General features: G+C 42.5%; 23 protein-coding genes and 1 pseudogene. 22 read left to right on the forward strand and 2 right to left on the reverse strand.

What is annotated here, in order from left to right; genetic code table 11:
* The first annotated feature begins 25 nt into the window (after positions 1–25).
* From QFZ78_RS01675 to QFZ78_RS01725, 12 genes and pseudogenes are all read left to right on the forward strand, one after another.
* Positions 26–694, forward strand: coding sequence for a Sak single strand annealing protein (locus QFZ78_RS01675; RefSeq protein ID WP_307544855.1), 669 nt, complete (start codon positions 26–28; stop codon positions 692–694).
* Between the two features lie 57 nt (positions 695–751).
* Positions 752–1,459, forward strand: a complete 708-nt coding sequence (locus QFZ78_RS01680) for a single-stranded DNA-binding protein (RefSeq protein WP_307544857.1) — start codon at positions 752–754, stop codon at positions 1,457–1,459.
* A gap of 88 nt (positions 1,460–1,547) precedes the next feature.
* The gene (locus QFZ78_RS01685) at positions 1,548–2,480 is read left to right on the forward strand and encodes a hypothetical protein (protein WP_307544859.1); all 933 of its coding nucleotides are present in this window, start codon (positions 1,548–1,550) and stop codon (positions 2,478–2,480) included.
* Positions 2,477–3,304 (forward strand): hypothetical protein, encoded by an 828-nt coding sequence (locus tag QFZ78_RS01690; RefSeq protein ID WP_307544862.1) that lies wholly within the window; start codon positions 2,477–2,479, stop codon positions 3,302–3,304. Before QFZ78_RS01685 ends, QFZ78_RS01690 begins: the two co-directional genes overlap by 4 nt.
* A gap of 65 nt (positions 3,305–3,369) precedes the next feature.
* The gene (locus QFZ78_RS01695) at positions 3,370–3,885 is read left to right on the forward strand and encodes a hypothetical protein (RefSeq protein WP_307544864.1); all 516 of its coding nucleotides are present in this window, start codon (positions 3,370–3,372) and stop codon (positions 3,883–3,885) included.
* Between the two features lie 87 nt (positions 3,886–3,972).
* Positions 3,973–5,130 carry a hypothetical protein gene (locus QFZ78_RS01700; RefSeq protein WP_307544866.1) on the forward strand — a complete coding sequence of 386 codons (1,158 nt, stop codon included), beginning with the start codon at positions 3,973–3,975 and terminating at the stop codon, positions 5,128–5,130.
* A gap of 218 nt (positions 5,131–5,348) precedes the next feature.
* Positions 5,349–6,680, forward strand: a complete 1,332-nt coding sequence (locus tag QFZ78_RS01705) for a hypothetical protein (protein ID WP_307544868.1) — start codon at positions 5,349–5,351, stop codon at positions 6,678–6,680.
* A gap of 27 nt (positions 6,681–6,707) precedes the next feature.
* A pseudogene (locus tag QFZ78_RS38335) lies at positions 6,708–6,989 on the forward strand (hypothetical protein); the annotation flags it as partial.
* A gap of 14 nt (positions 6,990–7,003) precedes the next feature.
* Positions 7,004–8,440: a phosphoadenosine phosphosulfate reductase domain-containing protein gene (locus QFZ78_RS01710; protein WP_307544870.1), complete on the forward strand. Its 1,437-nt coding sequence runs from the start codon at positions 7,004–7,006 to the stop codon at positions 8,438–8,440.
* Positions 8,441–8,522: 82 nt separating this feature from the next.
* Positions 8,523–9,077 (forward strand): hypothetical protein, encoded by a 555-nt coding sequence (locus tag QFZ78_RS01715; protein ID WP_307544871.1) that lies wholly within the window; start codon positions 8,523–8,525, stop codon positions 9,075–9,077.
* A gap of 101 nt (positions 9,078–9,178) precedes the next feature.
* Entirely contained in the window at positions 9,179–9,598 is a 420-nt protein-coding gene (locus QFZ78_RS01720; protein ID WP_307544873.1) for a hypothetical protein, read from the forward strand.
* Positions 9,599–9,732: 134 nt separating this feature from the next.
* Complete coding sequence (locus QFZ78_RS01725) at positions 9,733–10,131, forward strand: DUF6908 domain-containing protein (protein ID WP_307544876.1); 399 nt, start codon at positions 9,733–9,735, stop codon at positions 10,129–10,131.
* A gap of 249 nt (positions 10,132–10,380) precedes the next feature.
* On the opposite strand, the gene QFZ78_RS01730 is transcribed toward QFZ78_RS01725, so the two are convergent.
* Positions 10,381–10,881: a hypothetical protein gene (locus tag QFZ78_RS01730; RefSeq protein ID WP_307544878.1), complete on the reverse strand. Its 501-nt coding sequence runs from the start codon at positions 10,879–10,881 to the stop codon at positions 10,381–10,383.
* Between the two features lie 287 nt (positions 10,882–11,168).
* Here QFZ78_RS01730 and QFZ78_RS01735 point away from each other — a divergent pair, with 287 nt between their 5' ends.
* From QFZ78_RS01735 to QFZ78_RS01780, 10 genes are all read left to right on the forward strand, one after another.
* A complete protein-coding gene (locus QFZ78_RS01735) occupies positions 11,169–11,534 on the forward strand; it encodes a hypothetical protein (RefSeq protein ID WP_307544880.1) in 366 nt (121 codons plus the stop codon).
* Positions 11,535–11,928: 394 nt separating this feature from the next.
* Positions 11,929–12,810 carry a hypothetical protein gene (locus tag QFZ78_RS01740; protein ID WP_307544882.1) on the forward strand — a complete coding sequence of 294 codons (882 nt, stop codon included), beginning with the start codon at positions 11,929–11,931 and terminating at the stop codon, positions 12,808–12,810.
* Positions 12,791–14,866 (forward strand): VirB4 family type IV secretion system protein, encoded by a 2,076-nt coding sequence (locus QFZ78_RS01745; RefSeq protein WP_307544884.1) that lies wholly within the window; start codon positions 12,791–12,793, stop codon positions 14,864–14,866. The genes QFZ78_RS01740 and QFZ78_RS01745 overlap by 20 nt, the downstream gene beginning before the upstream one ends.
* 1 nt (position 14,867) lies before the next feature.
* Complete coding sequence (locus QFZ78_RS01750) at positions 14,868–17,123, forward strand: hypothetical protein (RefSeq protein ID WP_307544886.1); 2,256 nt, start codon at positions 14,868–14,870, stop codon at positions 17,121–17,123.
* Between the two features lie 81 nt (positions 17,124–17,204).
* Complete coding sequence (locus tag QFZ78_RS01755; protein ID WP_307544888.1) at positions 17,205–19,229, forward strand: glucosaminidase domain-containing protein; 2,025 nt, start codon at positions 17,205–17,207, stop codon at positions 19,227–19,229.
* Between the two features lie 16 nt (positions 19,230–19,245).
* Positions 19,246–20,208, forward strand: a complete 963-nt coding sequence (locus QFZ78_RS01760) for a hypothetical protein (protein WP_307544890.1) — start codon at positions 19,246–19,248, stop codon at positions 20,206–20,208.
* 148 nt (positions 20,209–20,356) lie between these two features.
* Positions 20,357–21,067 (forward strand): nuclease-related domain-containing protein, encoded by a 711-nt coding sequence (locus QFZ78_RS01765; protein WP_307544892.1) that lies wholly within the window; start codon positions 20,357–20,359, stop codon positions 21,065–21,067.
* A complete protein-coding gene (locus QFZ78_RS01770) occupies positions 21,064–21,777 on the forward strand; it encodes a hypothetical protein (protein ID WP_307544894.1) in 714 nt (237 codons plus the stop codon). The genes QFZ78_RS01765 and QFZ78_RS01770 overlap by 4 nt, the downstream gene beginning before the upstream one ends.
* Positions 21,778–22,076: 299 nt before the next feature.
* Positions 22,077–23,063, forward strand: a complete 987-nt coding sequence (locus QFZ78_RS01775) for a hypothetical protein (RefSeq protein ID WP_307544896.1) — start codon at positions 22,077–22,079, stop codon at positions 23,061–23,063.
* A gap of 154 nt (positions 23,064–23,217) precedes the next feature.
* The gene (locus QFZ78_RS01780) at positions 23,218–23,592 is read left to right on the forward strand and encodes a hypothetical protein (RefSeq protein ID WP_307544899.1); all 375 of its coding nucleotides are present in this window, start codon (positions 23,218–23,220) and stop codon (positions 23,590–23,592) included.
* A gap of 1,758 nt (positions 23,593–25,350) precedes the next feature.
* Here QFZ78_RS01780 and QFZ78_RS38755 read toward each other — a convergent pair.
* Positions 25,351–25,461 carry a hypothetical protein gene (locus QFZ78_RS38755; RefSeq protein WP_483874830.1) on the reverse strand — a complete coding sequence of 37 codons (111 nt, stop codon included), beginning with the start codon at positions 25,459–25,461 and terminating at the stop codon, positions 25,351–25,353.
* Between the last annotated feature and the right edge of the window lie 6 nt (positions 25,462–25,467).

Raw genomic sequence — 25,467 nt, forward strand, 5'->3', positions numbered from 1 at the left:
CAATATGCAGAAAGGAGGAAGTAACTTGGATTCTGTATTCAAGCATCTTTCAACCGTGGATGTAGGTGCCTTTATCGAGCAGAAGCATGACTCATTGAACTATGTTCCTTGGGTTCATGCCTACTCAGAACTTAGGCGACAATACCCAGACTCCACTTATGAGGTCGTCCGTTTTCCAGATGAGCGCGGTAACTTCGTTTTGCCATACCTGAGAACTGAGGTCGGATACTTCGTTGAAATGGCCGTCACAGTGAAAGGGGATAGGCGTTCCAGTTTGTTACCGGTCATGGATGAATTCGGAGGTACACTTTTTGAGCCAACAGCGATGGACATCAACACTTCGATTCAACGCTGCTTAGTGAAGGCGATAGCCCTTCATGGTCTCGGTCTTTATGTGTACGCGGGTGAAGAGTCTCCCATGATGTTTCCTGACGGTAATCATGGAGAGACCAAAGGCGATCCGGAAGAATTTCCGATCCCAATATTTAAGGATCTACGTGCTGAACAGGGTTCCAAAGGTGCTTATTACCTTATGGATATCCAGATTGGTGAGGAGATCATCGAAGTGGCCGTTGTGGGCGAACTGATGGAGCTTATGGATGAGATCGGGCTGAACCAGGGTGACCCTTGTGAAGTTTTTTACGAGGAGAGAGCTGGGAAATTTGTAGCCACGAACATCCGCAAGGCATCGTAATTATGATCCGTAAGGCCTCACCTTTAAGGGAGGCAGGATAAGGAAGAGGTAATTTATATGTTTAAACGTAATGCTGTAGAGCTTGTAGGAAACCTAGTCGATAATCCGGATTTCAAGGATATGGGTGATTTCAAAGTTGCGAATTTCATTCTCGCAGTTGATCGCACCGTGGATCTCAATGATGGGAATACGGCTGATTTCATCCCAATCGTTTGTAAAAATGACCTTGCTGTTTCTGCAGACACGTATCTGCGCAAAGGTAGGAGAATTTTTGTTGACGGACGTATACAGGTTCGCACATACAACGATGATCAAGGAAATCGTCGCTGGGTAACTGAAATCGTGGCAAAGAACATTCAATACCTAGATGCTCCTCCGGAGGGTGTAGCAAACGGCAGCGCTCAAGGCAGCCGAAACAACTACAACCAAGGTGGAAATCAAAGTAATAGTAATGGAAGCGGCCAACGAAACAGCAGCAACCGTGGCAACTACAGTAACGGTGGAGGCAACCGTTCCACTCAAGGACAAGGTAGCGGAAATCGAACTTACGGTAATCGTGGTGGCCAAAGTAGCGGAACCGGCGGTAACGGTAATGGAAATCGAGGTGGAAGCAGTAGCGGTGGTAACAATAACGCGCGTTACGGCAACAATAATTCCGGCAATTATGGCAACCAAGGCGGTACGCGCAGCTATAGTGGCGCGGGTGCCGGCGGTGGAGGCAGAGGTAATTCCAATGGCAATGGCAGCATGCCTTGGGAACAATAAGCATGTAAGCGAAAAGGGTGCGGTATCTCCGCCCCTTTTCTTTTTTGCTCTTATATGACAAAAGGAGGTAGCCGACAGGCGCCATAATATGAAAACAGTATCCCTTTTCCTAATGAAACCAGAATTTATTCAACGGTACGGCGGACGATCATTTGTCTCTCTTCGCGTCGAGTTATCCGAATCATCCTTATACCAGCTGTATGAGCTGGCATGGACAGGATCAACGGTTGTTCTTGGATTGGAGACAGCATCTACAACAGAAGTGCTTCTTGATGGTTTGTATCACTCGTTCAGTCATACCTTTTCTGAGCAGTATCAGGGCCGACCCGCTTCTGTTGAAGACATTATCGTTCTCGATGGCGGGGAAGATCTACTATCTGGTAGGAGGTACTACATTGACTGTGAGCGATTCCAGCCTCTTGAATCATCTATTATCCGATATTTCCGATTGAAAACAGAACTTGCTCATCTTGCTGAAGACCTCAGCGTGGTTGCTAAAAAGGCGACTCTCGAGCATTTCCCCTTTCTATTTGATTGCATTGGGGCTCGAAGCACAGCAGACCTATTTGGATTCGATGACATGACACCATCAACCCATTTATTAATAGCTCGATTAGTATATCAGCCTTCATTGTTGCACTTAAGATCTATGGCTGGTATTGCTATTGAACTCAATGGTGTCCGGAGATTCCTTTTCGATCGGAATGAGAATTGGCTGCGTTTGGAATTCGGTAGGTTGAAACAACCTCAGGTTTATTCCGAAGCGAAAGTTCTCGTACATGATTGGGTGCTGCCTGCTGCACTACGATTGGACGAGTTATCTTACTACACATTAAGGCGTAGTGAAGATACTCCTCACCTTCCATCTGCAATTGAGCCTTATGGAGAAGTAGTCTGGTCAAATTTCTACGGAACTTTGGTATCTGATAAGCAAATCGATCTTGGCACGCAGCGTTGCCTTATCTTAGATGATCCATCACGAGAACGCATTTCAACCTTACTCGGAGGTGTTTACCAATGAGTATTGAGAGGATCAAGCGGTTTATCGAAGAGGGTAACTACCAGGAGCTCAAGATCGCAGAGGCGCGTGTCGATCGTATTCAGGAAATTCTTAGGGAGAGTCAAATGGCGGACGGAAGTTCGCGTATGGAGTGGAAAGATGCCGGTGTCGTTGGAAAGATTATGAGGTACAACGTATACCAGACAAATCACATAGGCTTAAATGAACATTTACTCGACTTAGGCATACTGCCAGTCATCGCCGATGTGGATATAAAAGATTTGGATGAGGTTCAAATTAAGGCACTCAAACGATATCTAGTGCCAGGAGAGCCATACGTGCAATTCCACCCAAAGAAAGCTTCGCGCGTTGATGTATCTTTCGTCGAAAGCGAAGTATCTTGGCTCAGAGATGCCAGTTTTTCAGATCAGGCTAATGCTTGGAGAGCTGCTAAAGGTCGGTTACATGTTGCTGAAAACCTTTATCAGAACGCTCGTGCTGCAGCACTCAAATGCCCCAATCTACAAAAAGAGCGGAAATTACAATACGATTTCGGTTCGTTCTCATATTTGGAGAAAAAGGCTACTTGTGATCCGGAAGCTGTTTTATCTCTGTTTGGAGATGCTGTTTTAATCCAATGTGCGAGAGTTGATTCGGGAAGTCTTGAAGAATGCTGTGCACGAGGATATCTACATCGACCGGAAGTGAATCAATTCCGCAAAATTGTAGATGTTCAGCAGCGCTATGTTGTTATGGAAATCGAGAAGGAGAAGCAGAATCAGGATTTCCTGAATCGGCGACTAAAGAGATTATCCATTCTAAGTCAAAATCAATCTATGGCCTAATACACTATGCGTCCAGCCCCAGTCATAACAGATATCCTGGGCAACTGGCGAAGGGAGAAATAACTATGTCGCAGCTCATTTTTTTGCGAGAAGGTATTGAGAAAAGCTCATGCTGTTCGTGCGGGAATCAAATTAGCACCAACAAGCCATCATATCGGAATCTCGTCCATGACATTGCATTTTGCATGTTGTGCGGCAAAGAAGCAATGAAGGATATCTGGTATCTAAAAGGCATGCAAAATCCCTGGATTCGTGTAGCTAATGACCCGCCATTTACCCGCTCCAGTAGCTTTTACGAATGTTCATCCATAGATGAGCTCATTGAAAAGTTTAGTCAGGGGAATTGGTGCGTCGGAAATGCGTTTACTTTCGAAAACCTTGCGTTAATACAACAAGTGGATGGCGGCAATGAATATCTTGCAATCTTAGATCACGTCGTCTTCGATAGCATTAGTTTTCAGGCAATATTAAGAAAACGCGGTGAGGAGTATACACGAAACTACATTAACAATATATTGCATCAGCCTTTAGATTGTCAGAGTCCAGATCCCGATTATTCGATCGTTGAGCTTTTCGTCTAAAACTTAATGTAATTCCTCCATCCATTGGAGGGGAGCAAAATTTATTAGCCCCCTCCTTTGGGGGCTATTCTCAGGAGGAAACACTATATGTCCAAGTCATGGAATATCATTGTATATTTGAAGAATGAAACTGAATCCGAATATACTTTCGTTGGCAGGTATGAAGAGGCCCGTCAGGACGCCTATTTATCCTTCCCGCAAGGCGATATTCAAAGAGTAAGCATCAAGCCCGAGGTTGAAGAGGAAGAACCGTCAACAGAGGAGCAGCAACAGCTTCCATTACACCCGAATTTGTTCTACCGTCAGGCAACTTTTTGCCTGCATGCGAAAAGTGATGTTAAATTTAGTTGCTTTTCAAATGGAAGTACGTATCCTGTATTCACAAGAGCCCTTATTGAGCAGTTGAATCCCTTTATAGACTCTCAACACACTACTTATCATTATGATGAGGAGATTGATGCATTTCGTTCAAGTGAAGTTGAGATATATTCGGGAATCAATATTAAGGTTAATAATGCTTACGTTAGGGTATATCCTGTCGGAGAGAATTACGCTATTTGGGAAGAGTACAGAACATCTCGTCATTACTTAAATATTGATTCAAATAGTGATGAGTACTTATGGATCTACTTTCACAACCCAGATAAGCACAGTGAAGAAGACACGACAATGGAAGTCTATAATGAGCCTTGTTTCAGTGCAAGGACGATTGATAAGCGATATCTCCTGCAGATAACTGAAACAGAATACGACGATCTTCTAGAGCTTAGTAATGCGCCTGATAATGGGAAATCCTACATAGAGAGAGCAGAGGTAGTCAGAAACCGTGGCTTTATGAAGTTGTCGTTACTGGCAAATGGATTTGTTCCAAAAGCAGGAATTTTTTGGGGTAAACCTTGGAAAGGCTTCTTTATAGATGTAGAGGCTTCCCGGTCAGACCGATTTGTTATTCGCTCATATATGTCGTCTTATGACATCTTTCAGATTTGCAATAACATGGACGATCTGCAGAGATTCTATTCCCACTTACGTGAGAGGGATGAAGATGACTTTGCTGTATTAATGAAAAAGTTTTGGCGTGAAAAACCAAATGATACGGCAATGTTGCAGCATATCTATATAAGTCTTTCGTTGGTCGGAGTGGAAGCCCGCTCCTACCTAGAGCAAATCAAAGAGACAGAACTCGTAGATTACCTGAAACGAGCAGATGACAGAATAAAAGCTTTTTTTTACGAAATACCATAATAAGAATTAGCCATCCAAATTTGGTGGCTTCTTTTATTCCTTCCTATTTTCTAGGCAGCGTGATATAATAAAGGCAGAATTTTTGTCCGACCTTACGCAAGTTAAGCAACCCTAAGGGTGAGCATATGAACATAGGCGAACTATGCCCATGTAAAGCTCCCTTTAGGGTCTTTTTGTCGTTTTCGGACATTAATCAACACCTTAGGAGGATGATGTATATGGTTACTGCAGAGCTTAATCGCGTTGACAGTGTAAGAAAATCGAAGGAAGAATATCTCCAGGAACGTATGAAGCAAAGAAATATTTCCGAGATTTTTAGTGATCTTCGAATCAGAATTTCTAGAGAAGATACCTATGCGGAACAAAAGAAGATAGCAGATCAGGCACTTCGACGTAGGATGAAAAAGATTCCTATTACGGAAGAATTGTTTGCAAAGGTATCTTATGGTCCTATTCAAGTCAGTTTTCAGCCAATTAGGGGCAAAATTGAATCTTACGGCCCTATGGCGATTGTTAGACATCTTTCAAAAGCCTCCGATTCATTCATTGAGAGCAATGGTATCAAGGTCGTAGTTAAAGATGGGTTGCTTGGATATGATGAAGCATACGGAGCGATCGGTGCGGATATTTCACACAAAAAACACGGCTCAAGTCTTGGGTTTACTAAAATCGGTAAATATTACAAGATTATCGATGTCCCTTCATTCTTGGCAGACGTGTTATTGAAGAATTCGCTACTGAATTATGCACAGGCTCATTTGGCCTATGTCCGAAGAGAACTTGCCCGTAAGGTGATTGCAGTTGCGAAACGAAGTTCGCAATCATCTGTTAATTTAGTGGGACCAGAGATGCTTATAACGCTTGTACAGGATCTCTGCACTGATGTGCATGACCCCAATGCAGAAAAAGTCATAGACCTATACAACATTTTCCCGAATGGCGTATGGGATGTGCTATGTGAAGTCACAGGCGCATGGGAGAAGATGCTTACTGAGCCTGATGTCCTTAGATCGATTTACGAGTTAGCTCTCTATCCATTCCTACAAGAGATCTGCAGCCTGCAAGATGACGCTGATGATCGCGAAGAATCTAATGATACCTACGCGAGAGTTTGGCAGCTCAAGAAGAACATACCACAGAAAACACTAAGCCGTATGAGTAGTAATGCGTTTTTAACTCATTATGGAACGGTGGAGCTGGATGCCGACGTTGACTTGGAAAAATTCACTGAAATTGAAACGGAGTTTAGGCGTATGACGAGCATTGTTCAGTTGCCTTTGGCTCCTGATCATAGTTTCCGAATTCGCAAACTAGGCAACTACCGGGCTTCGGGCTTGTTCTTTCCAGGATTCAAGGCAACTCTAGTAGACTTGGATGGAATATCAAGCTACATGCACGAAAGCGCGCATCAAATCGATTATCAATTTGGTACTAAATTCGACCGTCTAAGTGATCAATTTTCTTTCTTGGACTTGTACGAGAAGTACGAACAATCCGTACGACGCGCAATTCTAACTTTACCATTTGATGATCCATTTGTTGTCCGATGAACAGGAAAGACAAAGTTCAACTCAGATTATTATCTTCGTCGGACCGAAGTCTTCGCCCGCTCCTTTGAGCTTTATCTGTTTGAGGTGAAAGGGATCCGATCTTCGTTCTTGGACGCCAACTATGAATCACCAGTCTATCCGAAGGACGATAGGTTTCTGAGAGCAGTCGAGTTATACTTCGATAAAGTTTTGCCTGTTATGCCAGAAAAGGCAGAACAACCGGCTGCTGCTGCATTAACTCCCACTCCATTCACTCCATTGGAATACTATATTGACCAAGAAACTGGCCAATTATTTTTTCCAATATGAGAGGAGCGGGAACGATGATAAATATCTTTGAACTTCAGGAAGAACAGAACGTAAATGCAAATTCTCGGTCTATCATTGACGAACTAAAAGTCATGTATATGAGGGACAGCCGAGTATGGATCGCCCCAACGTCGCATGGTAAGGATAGCTCCATGCAGTTGGACCTACTTTGGCGTGCTATTCTGGAGATTCCTCCTGAAGCACGTACAAAGCCGCTTCATGTAGTAACCAGCGTCACAGGAGTTGAAATACCGGCATTTGAAAATCACGTACGGAATTACGTACGAAAGATTCAGCAGGCTGCCCGTGAACAGAATCTACCCATATATGTTCATCTCTCGGAGCCAGATATGGATAAACGATTTTTATCTCAGGTACTTGGCTTTGGAAATCCACCACCAACGGAAAGTAGCCGGTTCAGGTGGTGTTCTGATAAGACAAAGCTCGATCCTGTGACGAAAATTGTGAATCGTATCATGGCTGATCGTATGGTACTTGATGACTACGATGCCATCATGTTCTTAGGAGTTCGTAATTCTGAAAGCACGAAAAGGAAGGCCAGCATCGCAAAGCATTCACTTGACGATAAGTTTGCTCGTCATTCCGATCATCCACGTATCCTCGTATATCATCCTATCGTAGATTTTGAGACGGATGATGTTTGGGATTATCTTCTCAATCGTGGAAGGCTCGCATGGGGATCGGAGACCAGTGAATTACTGGCGCTCTACAACGCTAGTAATGGTGGTGAATGTGAACTTACTGCACCAACAGGTAAACAGACTTCCAGTTGTGGAGGCAGTCGATTCGGATGTTACACATGCTGCCACATCGGTAGGAAGGATAACATGCTTGCAAACCTCTATAACCAAGGTGATGCAAAAGTTCTTCCACTCTACAAATGGAAAGTCGCTCTTTACGACCTACGTAACGATGCCAGATTTCGCCTCCCTCTCCGAAAAAGGGTACATGGAAAGCTAAAAGGGGAGATTGAGTATCTGGAACTAGATGCCGGAACTGAGGATAGCATTTGGCGCTATACGCCTGGTCCAATTTCCATCGTTGGGCGCAAGATGTTGCTTCAAGGTTTGCTTCATGCAGAGCTTGTTAGTGGATATTTAGAAGATGGATTCCAATTACTCGATGAAGACGAGATTGATTTTATCTTGGAATGCTGGGAGAAAGAAGGTTTCTCCCTGAAGCGGGAGGAGTTAAAACCAACCCCAATTCAAGTAGATGACTTATTTGCCCTCAAACCAAACGGAATCCTAAACGATAAGGACAGCACGTATCGTGGCGACTACTCAGAGATAATCTATGACGTTACGCCTAGCGAGCTTGCTGCCATCCAAGAACGCTGCAACACCCTATTCCAGGATAAAGTGTGGGTGCCCAGCGCTGACAGGAAACGTGTAAAAGAATTGCAACTGAAAAGTAGTATCAACATCTAACTTCATATTGACGACCCCTACACCGGGCGGATTTTTATTAATAATCCCCGTGGTGTAGGCGGGGTCAAGGAGGAAATGAAGTATGGATAAGCTGATACTAAAAACACTAGAACCAGGCGATTTAATTCGGTTGAGAAACAACAAGACATACATTTACATACGTACCGAAAAATCGACCGTCATTTGTAAACCAGTTGACGGTGGAACTCAGCTACTGGTTGTTAACAAGAATATCATTACTGAACTCGTCAGTAAAAATGCAGATTCCGTTATTGCCGAGATTAAGGTAGCACTAAAGAGCCTAAAGAATGGAGATACGATCGAGTGTAAGGATGGTATATATACATTCTTACAACTGAAGAAAGATCAGTTTATTGCATCTAATTCAGAGGGAGTATATGAATTTACATTTCCCTTATTCCTAAAGATCGTTGAGCAGCTTGGACCAAACTCCCAACTTACACAAATGAAAAAACGCATTCGTTCATATTTTGGAAAGCAAATTTTAACAGGCTGGGGGCCGGCTTCAGTTAAAGGATTTAACCCACTTCAGACCCATGTCATTCTTTATGAGCATGATGAGAGATTCGATCTAAAACTCGATGATTTCATTGGCCAGCTGGATGAATACAACTAGAATATAACAATTTCATAAGGTAAGAGCCCTCACACCGGGCATGACAAGTTTGACAAAATTGTCCTCTCGGTGTGAGAGGGGACTACCAGGAGATGATTAGAATGAGTTTTCGTTGTGAGTGCAAAGACGAGGATTTTCAAACTGCTAATTCAGAATGTGAACTGTGCAAAGGAACTGGGCAAATCGAAGGATTGAGTCTAGAGGAAGAAAAAACACTTTTGGTTTCTGAGTTGATCGAGGACAAGGACTATATTGTCCGATCCTACGAAAGCAATTTCATAAATACCTATCGAGTATCAGGCGGACGCATTTACTGCACCTTTTCTGGAGGGGATTTTGGGAGCGCTCAAACCTTTTGGTTCATACCTGAGGTCATCAACGATGTGGAATACCTAAAGAATGTTGATGTGCCTAACATGTACGTCAACGATTTAGAATTAGTCGTAACTGAAATTTATAACATAGTGATGCTCTTAGATATGCCTAGCCAGTACGGAGGCAAGATGGGGGTAATCGAATAAACATAACGAACGTTTCATTGTTAACAATCTCTACTGATTCAGATCTTCCATAAGGTAATTGCCCTCACACCGGGCATGACAAGGTTAACATTCTTGTCCTCTCGGTGTGAGAGGGGACTACTGGAGGAATATACATGAACGCAAATGAACGTTATTCAAAAATTAATCAGTTACTCGGTGGCAATTTGAAGGAACTTTTAATAGGGGAATCGGGTTCTACCAAACTTCGATCAACACCATTTATGGATCTGGTTATTGAAGTGATTGGAACAAATATCATTAGTATGACGCACTATTACCGCTTAAACGGTGATCTTATAGCTGACCCCGATATGGAAATACGCATCAATCCCGAAGATGAGACGGCAGATGCTGCCACATATCAGGATATGTATAGTTATCGGGACGCATACGATGAAGACGATGTCGTTGACTTACATGAGCAAGAGGAGCTTAACGAATTTCTTGCAACATGGTTAACCAATTTGATTGATCAAGGTTTCTCTTATGAGAACCATGTTTCACAGAGGTGATTGATGTGAACAAAAGAATTGAAGTGTTTATAGTAAGATTCCTTCTTTTGTGTGAAAACATTGCTCAATACAGAGTGAAAAAAGTATATATGTTCAAACATTGTTACTTTTGCGGGGAAAAGAAATTAATACCCTCACAATCAGACCTTTGCAACACATGTGAAGTATGGGTTGTTAGCAACAATAGGTGATTGGATTTTCTACTCAGCCGTAAAGTCTGAATGCCAAAAAAAAGAAACGGCCGACTTCTTAATGAAGCCCGGCCGGATCTTCTTTCAATCGTTCACGTTCTTGCTTTTCTAAACGCCATTGCTCAACCATTTGACGATTAATATCAAGTGCATTCTCATGATTACGAGCGATTATTTTCTTTGTCAAAAGTGGCTTCCCTCCTAGGGTATCTGCCACCATTACACAAACAGTCCATAACGCAATGGGTACTAAAATAGCTGGTAGCCAGAGGGTAGGGAAGACGATTATTTTAGGGACAGTCTCGAGATACCAAGGCGTAATCAAACCCAACTTCAAATATATACCTTCTAATATTTGTGGAAACCATACGCATGGCATGTACGTCACCAGCAAACATACGAACACGGCAATCCCAGCATGAAGTAATCGGTTTACCTTTGAGGCAAGCACACAATAAAGTGCAATCAATATAATTAGGACAAATACGCTGATGACCGCCCAATCTGGTCCGGCTGCATATATAACCTTTACTGCTTGGTAGAATGTATGATCTAACATAAGTTTCTCCTCCCTAATCCCTACAAACATATGTTTGTATTCCTTATTATAAGTCTGGAGGGTTAGGTTTTCAATATATTTTTTCATAAAAATGTAAAATTTGCACTTGCTATGTGTGTATTTTACACACATAAGCATTGTCAGATTATGGGGAGATGGTATATGATAGAAAGCAGATTGGGCTAATTTTCCTACATTTCCAGCAAATTTTGTCGTTATCTAGGATGATAGTGAATGAAATGTAGACAGATCAGGATGAAAGACACATTATCTAGGAGGACTATCAGATGAAAAAGAAGGGTTTTAGTTCAAAGGTATTAGTTTTATTGTTTGTTGCATTTGTAGCATTCAACGTTTTTGCCGTTACTTCTGCATTTGCAGATACCACTGTTGTTCCAACCATGGACAACCTTAAAGCGGGAACCTCAGGTACAGACGTGAATAAGTTAGTAGATGGATGGGTAACCAATCTCCGTATTATCGGTATCGGCCTAATCCTCATTCCGATTGCAGTTGGAGCGATTATGCTTGGCTTCTCCATGGGTAATGCACAAAAAAGGGGAATTGCAGTTGCTTGTCTATTATCCGCCGGTCTCGGTATTGTCGTTCTTGCGAAAATGAATTCACTCGCTGGATGGATTGTTAACCAATAAGATAACTTCAAGAATTAAGCCCTACCCAGCGTAGGGCTTAAATTTTAGGGTCACAGGAAAAGGGGGTCATCTGATAATGCGTACTGCAATGCCCTTTGACACAGAAAAAGAACGTCGACCGATTAAGATATGGGAACTAAGCTTCTCATGGCGACAAACCGCTTATTTCTCAATCGCTCTTCTAACATTTATCCAATTGGTTCAATATTCATATAACGATAGTTTTCCATTTGCATTATCGTTCGTAGTCTTCTTCATGTGTGCGATGGTCTTCGTGCCAGCAGTTCTGCTCTCGTTTGTTAAACATCCTCAAAGCGGATTATTCCTAGACCGTCATCTCATATATAGAATACGACATAAGAAAAAAGAAAGTGGTTTATGGAGGAGATTCTAAATGAGTGATATTTTTATGTTTTTGGGGCTTGGACTTATTGGTTATTTGATATTTCGCGTCATGACCAATAAACCTATCATTCCCTTAAGTAAAAAGAAGAAGAAAACAGAAAACAAGAAAGCATCCATACAAACTAGAGAATTAGAAGGCGATTGGAAGAATATAATCGGCGTAAAACAAATCGTTGGTGATAATCTAATAGAGCTGGAGCAAAGAGGGGACATTCGAACTTTCGTGGGAGCTGTCAAGACGGAACCGATCAACTATCAGCTGCGCTCCATTATTGAACAAGAGGATACGGATCGCGCTTATGAGCGGCTGCTTGCCCAGTTATCACTTGGTCCAGGTCGTGAAGTAAAGCTCGGTATTCATGTACAATCTCGCCCTATTGAACTCGTAGATCAGATGCAACAATATTATGATGCTTTCCCATCTCTACAACCCATCGCCCAGCGCTACGCCGAAAGCATGTTTTTTCCCTTTATGGAGCACTGGCAGAAGAACACAGATGAATATAATTTTGCTCGCTACTTCTTCATTATTTTAGAATACCCACCTAAATTGATCGAAGATCTGGACGACGACCTCATTTATTCCAAAGCCACCAATGAATATTACCGACTTGGATCTACGATTGTTGGCGGCTATGGTCGCATGGGCGGAGTTGCCAAGCTTGCATCTATTGAGGACTTACTTGAATCACAATACTTTGCAACGCATAAACAGTCGGGTACCGTTAAAGGATTTAGATCTATTCTAGCCAATCCCGGACGGCTAGGAAACATCGTAACGTCTGACTACTCTCGTCCTGCAAACAGATTTGTAGATGAGGATTTGGAAGAGCAAGCGGAGGAGATAAAAGATGATGAAAAATCTGCTTAATAAAATATTCAAGAAGAAACCATCTCCCGTTGACTCAAGTGAACTGCAATCTCAAGATCTGAAAAGCGGTTCGCCAGTGCCAGCATTGTCTTACTTTGATTTTGTAGCACCTACGGGATTCGAAGTTCCTGTACACCCTCGTGATCTTGGATATGTTCTTGACGGCCCTGCAGGAGGGTACCCCTACCGTTCATTTATTATAGAATTCGGAACTACTACATTAACAACTGGTGCCCTTGATGTTTTATATCGCTCGGGCCCCGTCAATATGATGTTTTATATAACGAAATTGACACGCAATCAAGCGATTCGTACATATAAAAACGCGGCGACCGATGAAGGAACGCGTTTGATTAACATGCTCAAATCAGGTAACGAAATCGAAGCTCGGGAGGCTCAAAAGTCTGTAGATGCTGCAGGTCGTTTGCTAGATGAGTTGAGTGATGGTTATAACGATGGATTCCTAGGAACATGTCTTGTTACCGTATTCGCTAAGGACGAAAAGGGACTCGATAATGTCGGTATGCACATGCAGGATGATTTGCTTGGTAACGATCATTTCCTGAGAGTGCTCTATAACAGGCAGAGAAGTGGATATATTTCTACGTTGCCTATTGCAAACAACAAGATTGATGACCGGAACGATCGGAGGTTTTTCGACCGTACTGCAATTGTAGCGGCTTCACCCTTCTACAGTTCGGAAATTCCATTTAGCGGTGGTGTTCCACTCGGTGTCAACCAACACTCTGGAACCATGGAATTTCTTAACGTTTTTGCGAAGTATCTCGATAACTATTCCTCTATGATCGTCGGTTCAAGTGGATCGGGGAAATCGTTCAGTAATAAGTATATCTCCAGTTCCCAGATTTGCCTCGGTTATCGGATATTCTCGATAGATCCCGATGGTGAGAATGGCCCTGTTTGCAGACTCCTTGGTGGACGTGAAGTGGAAATTCGCGAAGGTGGGGATGTCTGCATTAACCCGTTTGCAATATCCGAAGAAGAGGTTGAAATCACGGACGAAGTCGGCCGAAAAAAAGCGATTGTAGTTGTTCCTCTTGGTCCTAAAATTGGCCAACTTCTCAAATTCTTTGACCGCCTACTCGGTGGAATGGTTAGTGAAGAAGAAACTCATCTCAAAAAAGCAATTCTCGATACTTACCAAGATGCTGGCATCACGGAAGATCCGTCCACCCTTTATGAACCAGGGCTCGTTCCAGAATTTAACCGTTTTACACGCGAGGTCGAAGAAGTACGCAAGCGCAAACCAGAACGAACCTTAACTGATATGTACAAGCGATTACTCAAAAATTGTGCCGTTAATGTAGATTGGGAAACTCTCGAATTCGAAGATTTAAAAGAAAAGTACGCCGAACGTCTTCTTACCGTTATTCGAGGATACTTACGTGATTTTCCGGATGGCGCTCTTATCGACGGTCAAACGAATTTCGGGGATGATCTACCAGTTGATAATATGTTGGATAATGTATGCTGGATCAACTTTAACATTAAAGCAATCGAAAGTTCGCGCATCTTCGATATCATGATGCTTGTCATTACGACGCTTGGATGGGAATACTTCATTAAACGCCCAAGCCTTCGTAAATTCCGTAAGAGACTTAAGATTGAAGAAGCATGGAAAATGAAACGGATTCCAGGAGCGATGGAGTTTATCGAGGATTTAGCGCGTCGCTCTCGTAAGTACAATGCCGGTGCCGACATTATCACGCAAGACCTTACTCCTTTCTTAGAGGATCCAAGTGGTATCGCATTGGTAAAAAATGCTACAACCGCATTATTCCTCCGCATCGGGCAAATCTCTAATGATGAAAAGCTGCAATTGAAGAGTATTTTTAATTTATCCGAAGGAGAGCTTGAGGTTATATGCCGCCGTCCTCCGGAGCGGGAGGAAGATGACTCACGCGGAGAAGGAATCATGCGAGTAGGTGGTAGTTCTGCATTTATTAAAGTAACCGTCAGCAAAGAAATGAGACGCTTTATCGACACGGACCCCGATTGGTTGCAAGAGCAAGGACTGCTTCCGGAGGTGGGCTAACATGGCCAAGTCTTTAAAAAAAGGAAGCAAGGAGCCACCGGAGAGATTAAAAACGAGAAATAAGAAGTCGAAGAGATTAATAATCTCCCTGGGACTAGTCTCAATAGTTTCGTCAATCTTTGCCCCTGTCGCACTCGCAGGTAGTGGCGATCCGTGGTATACGGCACCGATTACTTGGATTCTGGATTTCTTACTTGGAGTACTAGGCGGAATTCACGACCCTGCCGATCACATATTTTATAACGGTTGCGGAATCGCGGGGACCTTTTTCAAGTCATGTGCTGATCGATCGGTCTGGGGAATGTTTACGACACAGCAATTTAATACAGTCATATATCGGGGATTTTGGATGTTTGCCGGATTATCATTCGCATTCATCTGTGCCTCAGTTATTAAGTCAGGCGTGCTACTTTCTTACAGCAGAATATCTTCTACACTAAAATTCGAAGTTAATGATGCCTTAGTAAAAACTTTGGTAGCTACCATCCTGATTGCACAGTTTTTTACGATTACATCCTCGTTATTTGCTTTGAACAACGGCATCAGGGATATGGCTTTTAACGATTTAAAAGCCCCTCAGGCCGTTGTTGATAATATGGGAAATGCTATTCCAAATGATGGACGGAGCATTTCCGGCCGAGTCGAAATGAACAGCCTTTGTCAGAATACGAGTGAGCTGACTTCTCCTATTGCCCGCTCCGCCTGTTCACTAACCGTTCGTGGGGTATCTATCTGGTGGGAAGTATTCTATCTACAGCGCAAGTTTATGATTGCGATTTTGATCATTCTTGCTCCGCTATGGATTAGTTGTATGTTCTATCCCATGTTACATGGGGTTACTATGACTGCTTGGAAAGAACTATGGGCACAGATCGTTGCACAAGCGATTCACGCCGTTCTGTATTGGATTTACTTTCACATGATAGATGACCAAATGGGATGGTTCCAAATGGTTGTCGGACTCTGTTTATTTATCCCGATATCCGAAAGTATTCGTTTTATTTTCGGAGCGACTTCACAAACCGGTGGGAAGCTTGCAGCTGCAGGCACACTTGTCGGAGCAGCTGGTATGATGAACCTGACAAAAGGCATGATGACAGTCGGAAAGGGATTAGGCAACGGCTTTAAAGCTTATAAAGGTTTACCTATCGATAATAAACAGTCCTCTGGTGGAGGTCATGGGCTTCCTGGTATGGGTGGCAACATGGCCGCAGGAGGAGGAGGTACAGCTGGAGCCTCATACGGAGGCAGTGAGGCAGATCTTGGAGCTGGACGTCCCATTTCGATGCAACAACGTAAACTACGTGCAGCCGGGGAGATTGGTGCCGGCTTCGGAAGAGCTGCAGGTAGAATGGCATTTGGATTTGCAGGATCAGGTATGGGTGGTGCAGGTGCATACATCGGAGGCGAGATTGGGGAAACCGTAGGGGATGGCGCCGGCTATCGGTCAGGAGTAGCAGGATATGTCGGAGGTAGAGCCGCTGGCAAAGGTGCTGCTGCAGCCGGTAAGAGGGTCGCAGAATTCCCTTCGAACTTCAGTGATGCCTATGGACAGATGACCAATAGAGACGGTGATTGGTCAGCCAAAACTGCCAAATCCGCCCATGTTGCTGCCCAGGGTGGTTTAGGACGAGTCGAAGCGAAGCGCAATCCTCAGCCTTTGACAGCGGAACAAAAAGCAGCTAATTTGGGGGAAAAACGTGAACGTTCTGCTGAAAGAGCAGGCGCAGTTGGCGAGATGGTATTGGGCCGAGGAGGATATGCAATAGGCGATAGCATGGCTCGCAGTTCCCAAGCTGGAAGAAAGCTTACTCCTTCGACACTGACGGATATGAGAGATCAGGCAGGAATCAAAAACGTATTCGCACTTGAAACAGCAAATTCAAGTGTTCTCGCTTTTCAAGATCAAGCAACAGGTGAATTTAAACCTATCTCTAATCTAGGTCGCGGAAACGCTACTCTGAGTAAGGGAGAAACCGTTGTTACTCCTTATGAAATTCAAGGAAAAGGGAACTCTGTACGACTTACTCCTGTTAAAGAAGCCGTTCCTATGCCCGGCACTTCTGGAGCGGGTAAGGATGGAGGGCACAAGGTTGAATATGTCAATGCTTCTTATTTGCATAATGAGCAAGGAAAGTCGGCCTATAACGGGAAGACAATGGATGCCAACCTGTTTATCAGTCCGTCGCAAAAAGATGCCTCAGTGGATTTAAGACGCCGGAATTTTGTTCCTAAGAAGCAAGCTCAAACGACTTGATCCTTCCGGTAACCATCATTAATTATATGTTGCCCTCCGTCAGTCCGGACGGGGGGCTTTTATTCGGGAGGTGAGGCGGGAATGGCGGCACACAACGATCAAGAAGAGTCCTCGGCGCCTTCCGTAGGCAGAAAAGTGCTAGAGACCGGTAAAGACTTTGCCAAATCGATGGCAAAGAAGGCACTAAAGGAAATCGCAAAAAAACTTGTTAAGATGTTAGCAAAAATAATCATGAAGCTTATTGCAAAGGTAATTGCCGGTGCCCTAATATATTTGGGTGTTCCCGCTCTTATCATAGGGCTGCTTGTTATCATCGTAGGTGGGGGCATCATATATGCCTCAATCTCGTTTGGATGGCTAAGTGATGATGATAACGGTCAACTCGCACAGAAACTAAGAAATCAGTATGAGTCGGCCGTCGTAAGAACAACTGATTTACCAGAGTATCGCCCACCAACGCTTGTTGTTCAATCGATCGATAATATTCGAATTACTATAAATAATTTAGAAAATACTGATATAGACCCTAATCCCATTGCTTCAGCTTTGAAGCCTGATCTTACATATCAAAAATTTACAAATACCACCACAACCGTGACAAGACATACGGAGACGGTGACTATTGATGATGGAGATGGTGAATCTCATACTGAAGAGCGTGAATACACAACAACATCGACAAGTGAGGAAATCGTTAAACTTTTGGTCAAGGCGCATGCCTGGAATCGAATAGAGATCATAACCTATCATCAAGAGACTACTACAGAATCTTCAGGTGACACAACGGTCACCAAAACATTTTGGGTAAGAGACGCACAAGGATGCTCTATGCCTTCAACATCAACTGGTTCGGCAAGCGGTGGAACGGTAAACGGACAACCATCAGGCAAGTCACATCCCCTTTTTATCCTTTATGGTCCCGCTGCTACAGAGGAGGAGAGAAAAAGCGGTATTCCTGCTGCCATCACTTTGGCTCAACTGGTTCAAGAAAGTGGCTGGCAACCCAGTGAGTTAGCATCAAAATATTACAATTTCTTCGGGATTAAAGCACAAAATGGAGATGGTTGGACAGGGCCCGTTGTGTCATATCAAACAAAGGAACAGGATAAATACGGAAACGAATATACCATCAATGCAAATTTCCGAGTCTATGCAAATGCAACGGAAGGGTTCCATGGACATTCTAAGTTTTTGCTCGACAATGGCAGATATAAGCCAGTACTATCTCAAAAAAATCCGTATTCTTTTGCGAATGGGTTACAAGCGGCAGGTTATGCAACCGATGTAAATTACTCTTATAATCTTAGGTCATTGATTCACGAATATAACTTAACCCAGTACGATCTCGATAAAGGTATTGATTCAGCAACAGGTCAGCCCTACGAAGATGTAGGCTATTCGGGACCGATCGGTGATACTACAGGTGGACTTTCGCCCGGATGTGGAACTCCTGACTTTACGAAATTCGATGCGATTCTCAAGAAACTTAACTTCGGTACTGATGATGCAGCAATGGCCATGTTATCGATCAATGAAAATGATCCTGGTCATTCACTTATAAGTAGCTACAACGGTTTTTATCAGGATGCCTTTAAAATGTTAAATGCAAGTGGCAGTTACGGCGGCGGTGGTTCTTCCGGTGGATCAATAGCAGATGCACCTGTTATTCCAGGCAGTAACACTTGGATCTTCCCAACGCTCACCAAAGCTATTCTTGGAAGCCCTTATGGCTGGCGTTACGATGATACGAAAGGGAAGGAAGCATTGCACAAAGGGCAAGATATTTCTCGAACCCCCGATGATCGGAATAACAATGTAAGCTACCCTATTTATGCCGTTGAAGATGGAGTAATTGAAGGTGCAGGTGACCGCAATGACGGTTATGGTTATAGTGTTCTTATTAACCATGGGAATGGCATACGTACCCGTTATAGCCATATGGTAGCGGGATCCCTCCAAGTAAAGGCCGGTGATCAAGTGAAAAAAGGAAAATCGCTCGGTATAATGGGGCAAACAGGTCTTTCTAATGGTGTCCATCTACATTTTGAGGTTTTAGTTGGAGAAAGCAATACGCCAGTGAATCCCATTGGCTACTTACACAAATAAAGGGGCCGAAAAGAAAATGAAATGGGTAATCGGTATAGGTGGATTATGGCTCGTAATTATCATCTGTCTTATTATATATAGCCACTCCCCACATTCATCTACTTCATTGAAATCGCCGCAACAACACGATATTTCATCGGATCAGATACAAAAAGGTGGGCCTGTTGTCGGTGATGAAATCAAGAAAGAGGAGACGCCAGGTCAAGTAATCACCCGATATCTTCAATACATCAATGATGGAGATATTGATAATGCAGCCAGCTTAGTTGAACCAAACAAGCTACTTGAATATACATCAAATCAAAAGGGATTAAGCGCGCATGCTGCAGTAGAAAAATACGTAACTCTGTTTCCAAAAAAGACAGCAGCGAACTTAGAAATTACAGGAACTAACATCAGCGAAACTGAAGCAAATATAAATGTGAATGTAAAATTTAACTCTCTGCAGACGAAAAGCTTTTCTTTCACGTTAAAGCTTCTTGTAGAGGATGATGGTCACCAAAAGGAACAATTTTGGTTAATAACTAAGCAGGCTGAAGCAAATCAGGAAATTGATCCCGGCTTTAGTAAAATTCCTGATGTAAATACCGGAAAAGTGGATCAATCAAAAATTGTGCAGCCAAATAGTCCATTGGACAAGGTTGATCTGTTTCTAACCTTAATAAATGAGGGGAAATTAGATGGAGCTGCTGCTCTTTTTGATCCCAATATTTTGATGGTTGCCATCTCAAATCAAAAGGATAAAGATTCACGCCAAGTCATGGAAAGTTTCGTTCAAATCTTTCGTCCCGGTGATATGGTGTCGTATACTTCGACTCCAATTGATTCCAAAAGCACAAATGAGAAGAGTTTTAAAGTTCAATTAAAGATGAAAAAAGGTGGAGATCAGATTTACACGGTCCTACTAGACAACATCATCAACGATGCCACAACTGGTAAAAGTAGTTGGTATATTAAAAGTGTTGTACGGCAGCCTTGATATGAGATGTTGTTCAATGAAAATAAAAGTATTTGACTGGTATTCTTGAGTCTGTATTACTCCTCTACCATAGCTAAAGCATAATGTCATAGTTTCCATGCCATTATGCTTTAGCTGTGACACAACTACTTGCTCATAGGAGGTTATTATGAATATATTTGATGGGTTCGCGTTAGTACTATTTTTGATTGGTTTTGTTTTTCTATCAGTAGGTATACTGCCTAAACTCCGATCATTCTTAAATCACTATATACAAACAAACAAGGAACAGAAGGCTGCAGCTGAGAGGAAAAAAAGGCAAGAGATAAAGGTTGCTCAAAAAGAAGCTGCGAATCGAGCGGAAGAACAGGTCAGCTTCCATCTCAGGTATTTGGATGAAAAGCAATACTTCGTTTGGAATGGCGTTTATGTAGTACATGGAGGAATGCGACATGAGATTGATCATCTAATTGTTGGGTCCAAAGGTTTGATTCATGTTGAGACGAAAAATTACAGCGGGGAACTTCGATTTACACCCAACGGGATTGAACGAACAAAAAAAGATTCATACGGAAACCTACTTAAAGAAGATGTGATAAAAGATCCAAATGCACAAATGCTTCATCACGATATTTTATTTCAAAGATTGTTGAATGATAATGGATTAGCGAATGTCCCCATCCTAGGAGTGCTTTGTATCGCAAACGATCGGTCTACTGTCGCAGGGAAGCCGCAAAACTTTGATGTAATAAAAGATGCTGCCCTGATCTCATACATACAAGACCTACCGCATTACGAAGGTTACTCACCGGATCTTCATGAAACCTTGGTGAGGCTGATCGAAAAATCGATTGAGGAAAGAAAGGATATCGCAGGATGAGAAAACAGAACATATTTGTCATCATCGGAACATTATGTATTTTAGCTTCAATTGGAGTAGAAACATACGCCAATTCGATTCGTAAAGACTCTGGAAGTCAAAACCAAGCAGCCGTTTCTTCGAGACAACCAAGCCCAACACCGGCTTCTAAAACACCTGAAATCACAACTGAATCAACACCCGTGACATTTAATCCTGATCCAAAACCGATTAATACACAAACTATGAATCCTGCCGAACCCACGCCTACAGCCACACAAACAGAGGCACCGGTCCAGCCTTCCCCAACAATAAAACCAACGGAAGCATCGGCGACATCAAAACCTGCTGTTACTCAATCGTCCAAACCAACGGAAGCATCGGCGACATCGAAGCCTGCTGTTATTCAATCGTCCAAACCAACACAGGCGCCGTCTGAAACCACGGAGAGTAGTATACTTTCACAGATAAATAATGATCTTGAATTGATTGATATTAATGGTGATCTGAGGGCTCTTGCAGAGGCTTCTATTGTCCTTGACAAAAAGTGGTCAAAAATACTGTTTGATCCTAAGTTAGATATAGATATAGCTATTAGGTCGAGCATCACAACAATGGGCATAAAGGGGAATACCGTACTGAACGGACTTGAGTTAAAAGGTAAGGCTACAGATCATCATGTGGAATCCCTAAAGACAGAAATAATGCAACTAAAGAGAACCCTCAAATAAGTATAGTCAAAGAGTTGCGAAAGAGACAAACGACAAGCTATGAAGCCCTTTATAAACTCCAAAGTCTTACAACAGAAGTTTCGTATTGAATCTTTTCAAAGTATAGTAAATGTTGTAAAATGGGATTATGTAACTCAGACGATCTCACGTCATTTCCGCATATGCGGCAAGTTCGACTCCCTATGGGATGTTATTGCTAAACGGGTTTTTGCTATACCCGTTAAGGTGCAATCATCCCATAGGGAGTTTTTGCGTTTCAGGAGATCCAATTGGGAAAAATATTATGGAGGTAGAATTGTATGCACGTTCTGATTTTTGAAGGGAATCAAAGACTCGAGGAAGCACTTAACGGAAAAGTCTCAATGTGGCGATTCAAGAGCAAGTACAAGCAGCATAAGCGTGTGTACCTCTGGGATAAATATGGCACAGGCCGAAGTGATCGGGAGATTCTGTATGCCTTAGTTGGTCCCAACGACACGCTAACAAAGCAAGCTGGCGCCATTTTATGCGTTAAGGAAGACGGCAATGGAAAAATGCTGCCATTAGTAGAGGAAGATGTCGATGCACTTAGCCTTTACATGGAGATCCATAAATCAATATGGAATATGGAGCAACATGTTCGTTACTCAACGCTCAATTATGAAGATGGACTGATAGAATTAAAATCCATCCATGAAAAAGTTAGTAAGATGGATTCAACCATGCAGGGTTGGATTAAACCAGTTGAAGTAATTAGCTATCTCACCGGTATAATTGCAAAGCATCTTGCTGCAAATAAGGTGGCAAAGGGATACCAGATCATTTTTAGCGTATTGTGTGAGTCCAAAAGTATAGTAGAAGCATCTACTGAACTGCATCAATTAACTGGATCCGATCGTTATAAAACGATGCTGGATCCAACGAACAAGGAATTTGTTTATCATCTGTCAGAGCATGATTGTTTTATGAGGAGAACGGGTAAGTGCTCGCTTGAGCTGAGTCCGCAGGAACTCCAAGAATATCTAATTCAAGACAAAGATAATCGTTCGGACTCATCCGTCTCTTACTGCAGGAATCTGCTACAGTCTTTTCAACAGAAAGGTATTCAATGTAGCGTAGATATCCAGCATAACACTGCATGTGGCCATTACACATTTACTGGTGGCCAGCATCGCACCTGTATTGCGAAAAAAACAAATATAAGTGTTCCTGCAAACGTTGCGGAACAACAAACTTACTGCAAAATGTGTAGTAGTCAAAGAAGCGGTGACAAGAGTTTCATCGATAAAGATGATTATATCGCTTAAGCGATGATCCAGGGCAAAAATGAAGTAACTGCTTCCATGCGGTTACTTCTTTTTTCTAATCCTCTGCTGTAGAATATGATAAATACGCCTTGATTTTAATCAGATATCTGACGATATATTAGGTATAGTCCCAATTTGAATAGGAGGCACAATGATGAATAAATATGAAAGTAGTGTTGGTATTTCAATCCTGAAATTTCGCCAGAATATCGCAAAGTATCTGGATATCTTATTCATCATTCCTAGATGGGAAGAGCGGAAAAAGCTCCACTTACTTAGGTTGTACTTATTTTTACCAATTCTTTCAATGCCAACGATTGCGATTGTATTAAAGTGGATAGCGAACCAACATAATGAAACAATAGATCAATTGCTAGTAGGGCATTTTATTCTCTTTCACATTATAGAATTTTTAGCTCAATCTTATATTGGAATGAAAACTAACGGATATATATTTATGATATTATCTTTTCTTGCATTTCTTAGAACTCATGACCATTTCAAACAGGGAACAAGAACTTGGTCTTAAATTGACTAAGAAATTATTATTTCTTACACTTCTTGATTTTTACTTTTTGCATAGTGCTATTAAAAGTAGCCCTTTTTTGATGCAATCAGGTTTTGAGATTGCTTTTTGGATGCTTATAGTCGTGACAATCCCAATGTTGCTAAGCTTGAAAAAATATCAAAGGGAAAATGGCAGCTATGATCCTTCCCACATTTTGAAGAAGCACAATAGAAAAGAGAGAAAAAAAAGCAAGAAAGCGAAAAAGTAAGGTTCCTTTTATTTATTTGCGGGCTGTCAAAATGAACGGCAGCACCCTTTCGCTAACAGAAAATGATAGCTCAATAAAACAGTGGTAGTCTAGGACTTTATTTTCTCGTCCAAGGCTTGCCGCTGTTTCTTTTATTGGGGTAAGTCTAAATGATTGGATATTGCAGTTTGGAATCATCAAGATCAAAATGGGAATGTAAAGTCAAACGGGACGATAAATCATGAACTACTAGCTGCGGCCAGTGTGGAGCAAAACAAGGCTCACAAGTTGCGTTCCGTTGAGTTATGAAGGCACCTTATAAAGAATTGTGGATGCCCATTGCTTCGGCTCTGTGGCATATCCAAAGCTTGATGCCCCCCCTAATTAATGCTAAACCATTCAATTTGATATAGCAGTGCCTCAAAGCATTTGAGCCTAGAGAATTTCGAATATTGTGGCACAACGGCTAGTTTACCTAGTAAACTCGGTAAACCCTTGTAATAATGGGAACTAAAAGTTAACCTATTAATTTTATGATAGGATAATAGAAACGACATAATGCATCATTTTTCTTGTTTTTTTAGTTGTGTATCGGTACGAAGGGGGGACTTGATTGAATAAACAAGCACCAAATACACATTTGTCGCTTGTTTGGTAGTATAATCAAGAGAATAAAGAGAAGAGGGTATGACGAATAGCTCGGTAGGTGCGACCTCCGAGCCAAGTAGACAATATCAAATAGACAAGCTATATGTACCGAACTTGTGCGCGCGCGTTATATTCGTGAAGCCTTCCGACCAAACAGGCCTTTCGGCCACCAAGCTTTAGGTTCTGAGCGCCCCCCGTTTTTCCCGGGCTTACAATGTTTCCAGAGGGTGACCATTAGCATCTATCTTGATTTGTCGTTCATTCAGCTCATGTACCTATCCTTACCATTTTGGTAGATTTATATACAACTCAGGATGAAGCCACAAAGGCGATCGATCGAGCATATTCTGCCGCGCAGCGGCACCCGCTCCTAGTCAGCCACTAGATAAATGTACGACAAGTTAACCTTAGTAAACTCGGTTAACCTATGATAATATAAGGTCTATAAGTAAACCTACGAAAAAAAAGGGGAGTTTTTAGATGTCGTCGACCGAAGCTAAAACAACTAAAGCATACAAAATTACCAACGATTTAAAAGTGAAACTTGAACGTCTGGCGGAGGAGAGTGGCCTAGAGACTCAGGAGGCTTTCATAGAGCAGTTGGCGTCGATGTATGAGCTGCAATTGCTCAAGCAAGGTACAGGAAGCGGGTACGCAAAACAAATAGATGAATTGGAATATCATACACGTCGGAACGCAGAGATATTTATCGGTATGATTAATACGGAGGCTGCAGAACGGCTCAATCTGTCTCAGCAGCATACGGATGCTCTAGCAAACCGCGCAGAAACTATATTCGCGCAAGAGCAAGAGATTACTGAAATGAAGAAAGAAGTGAAGGCTCTGGCTGACGAGATGGGGCGACTCATAAAAGAGAACGGATCTCAAGCAAAGCTAGTTGAGCAACTACAAGAGTCCGTCCGGGATAAGGGCTTAATCGTTGAGCAACGCGGACAAGAAATATCTACGCTTTCCGGAATCGTAAACGAGTACAAGGCAGC

Origin of the sequence: Paenibacillus sp. V4I5, from assembly GCF_030817255.1 — a bacterium.
Classification (GTDB): domain Bacteria; phylum Bacillota; class Bacilli; order Paenibacillales; family NBRC-103111; genus Paenibacillus_E.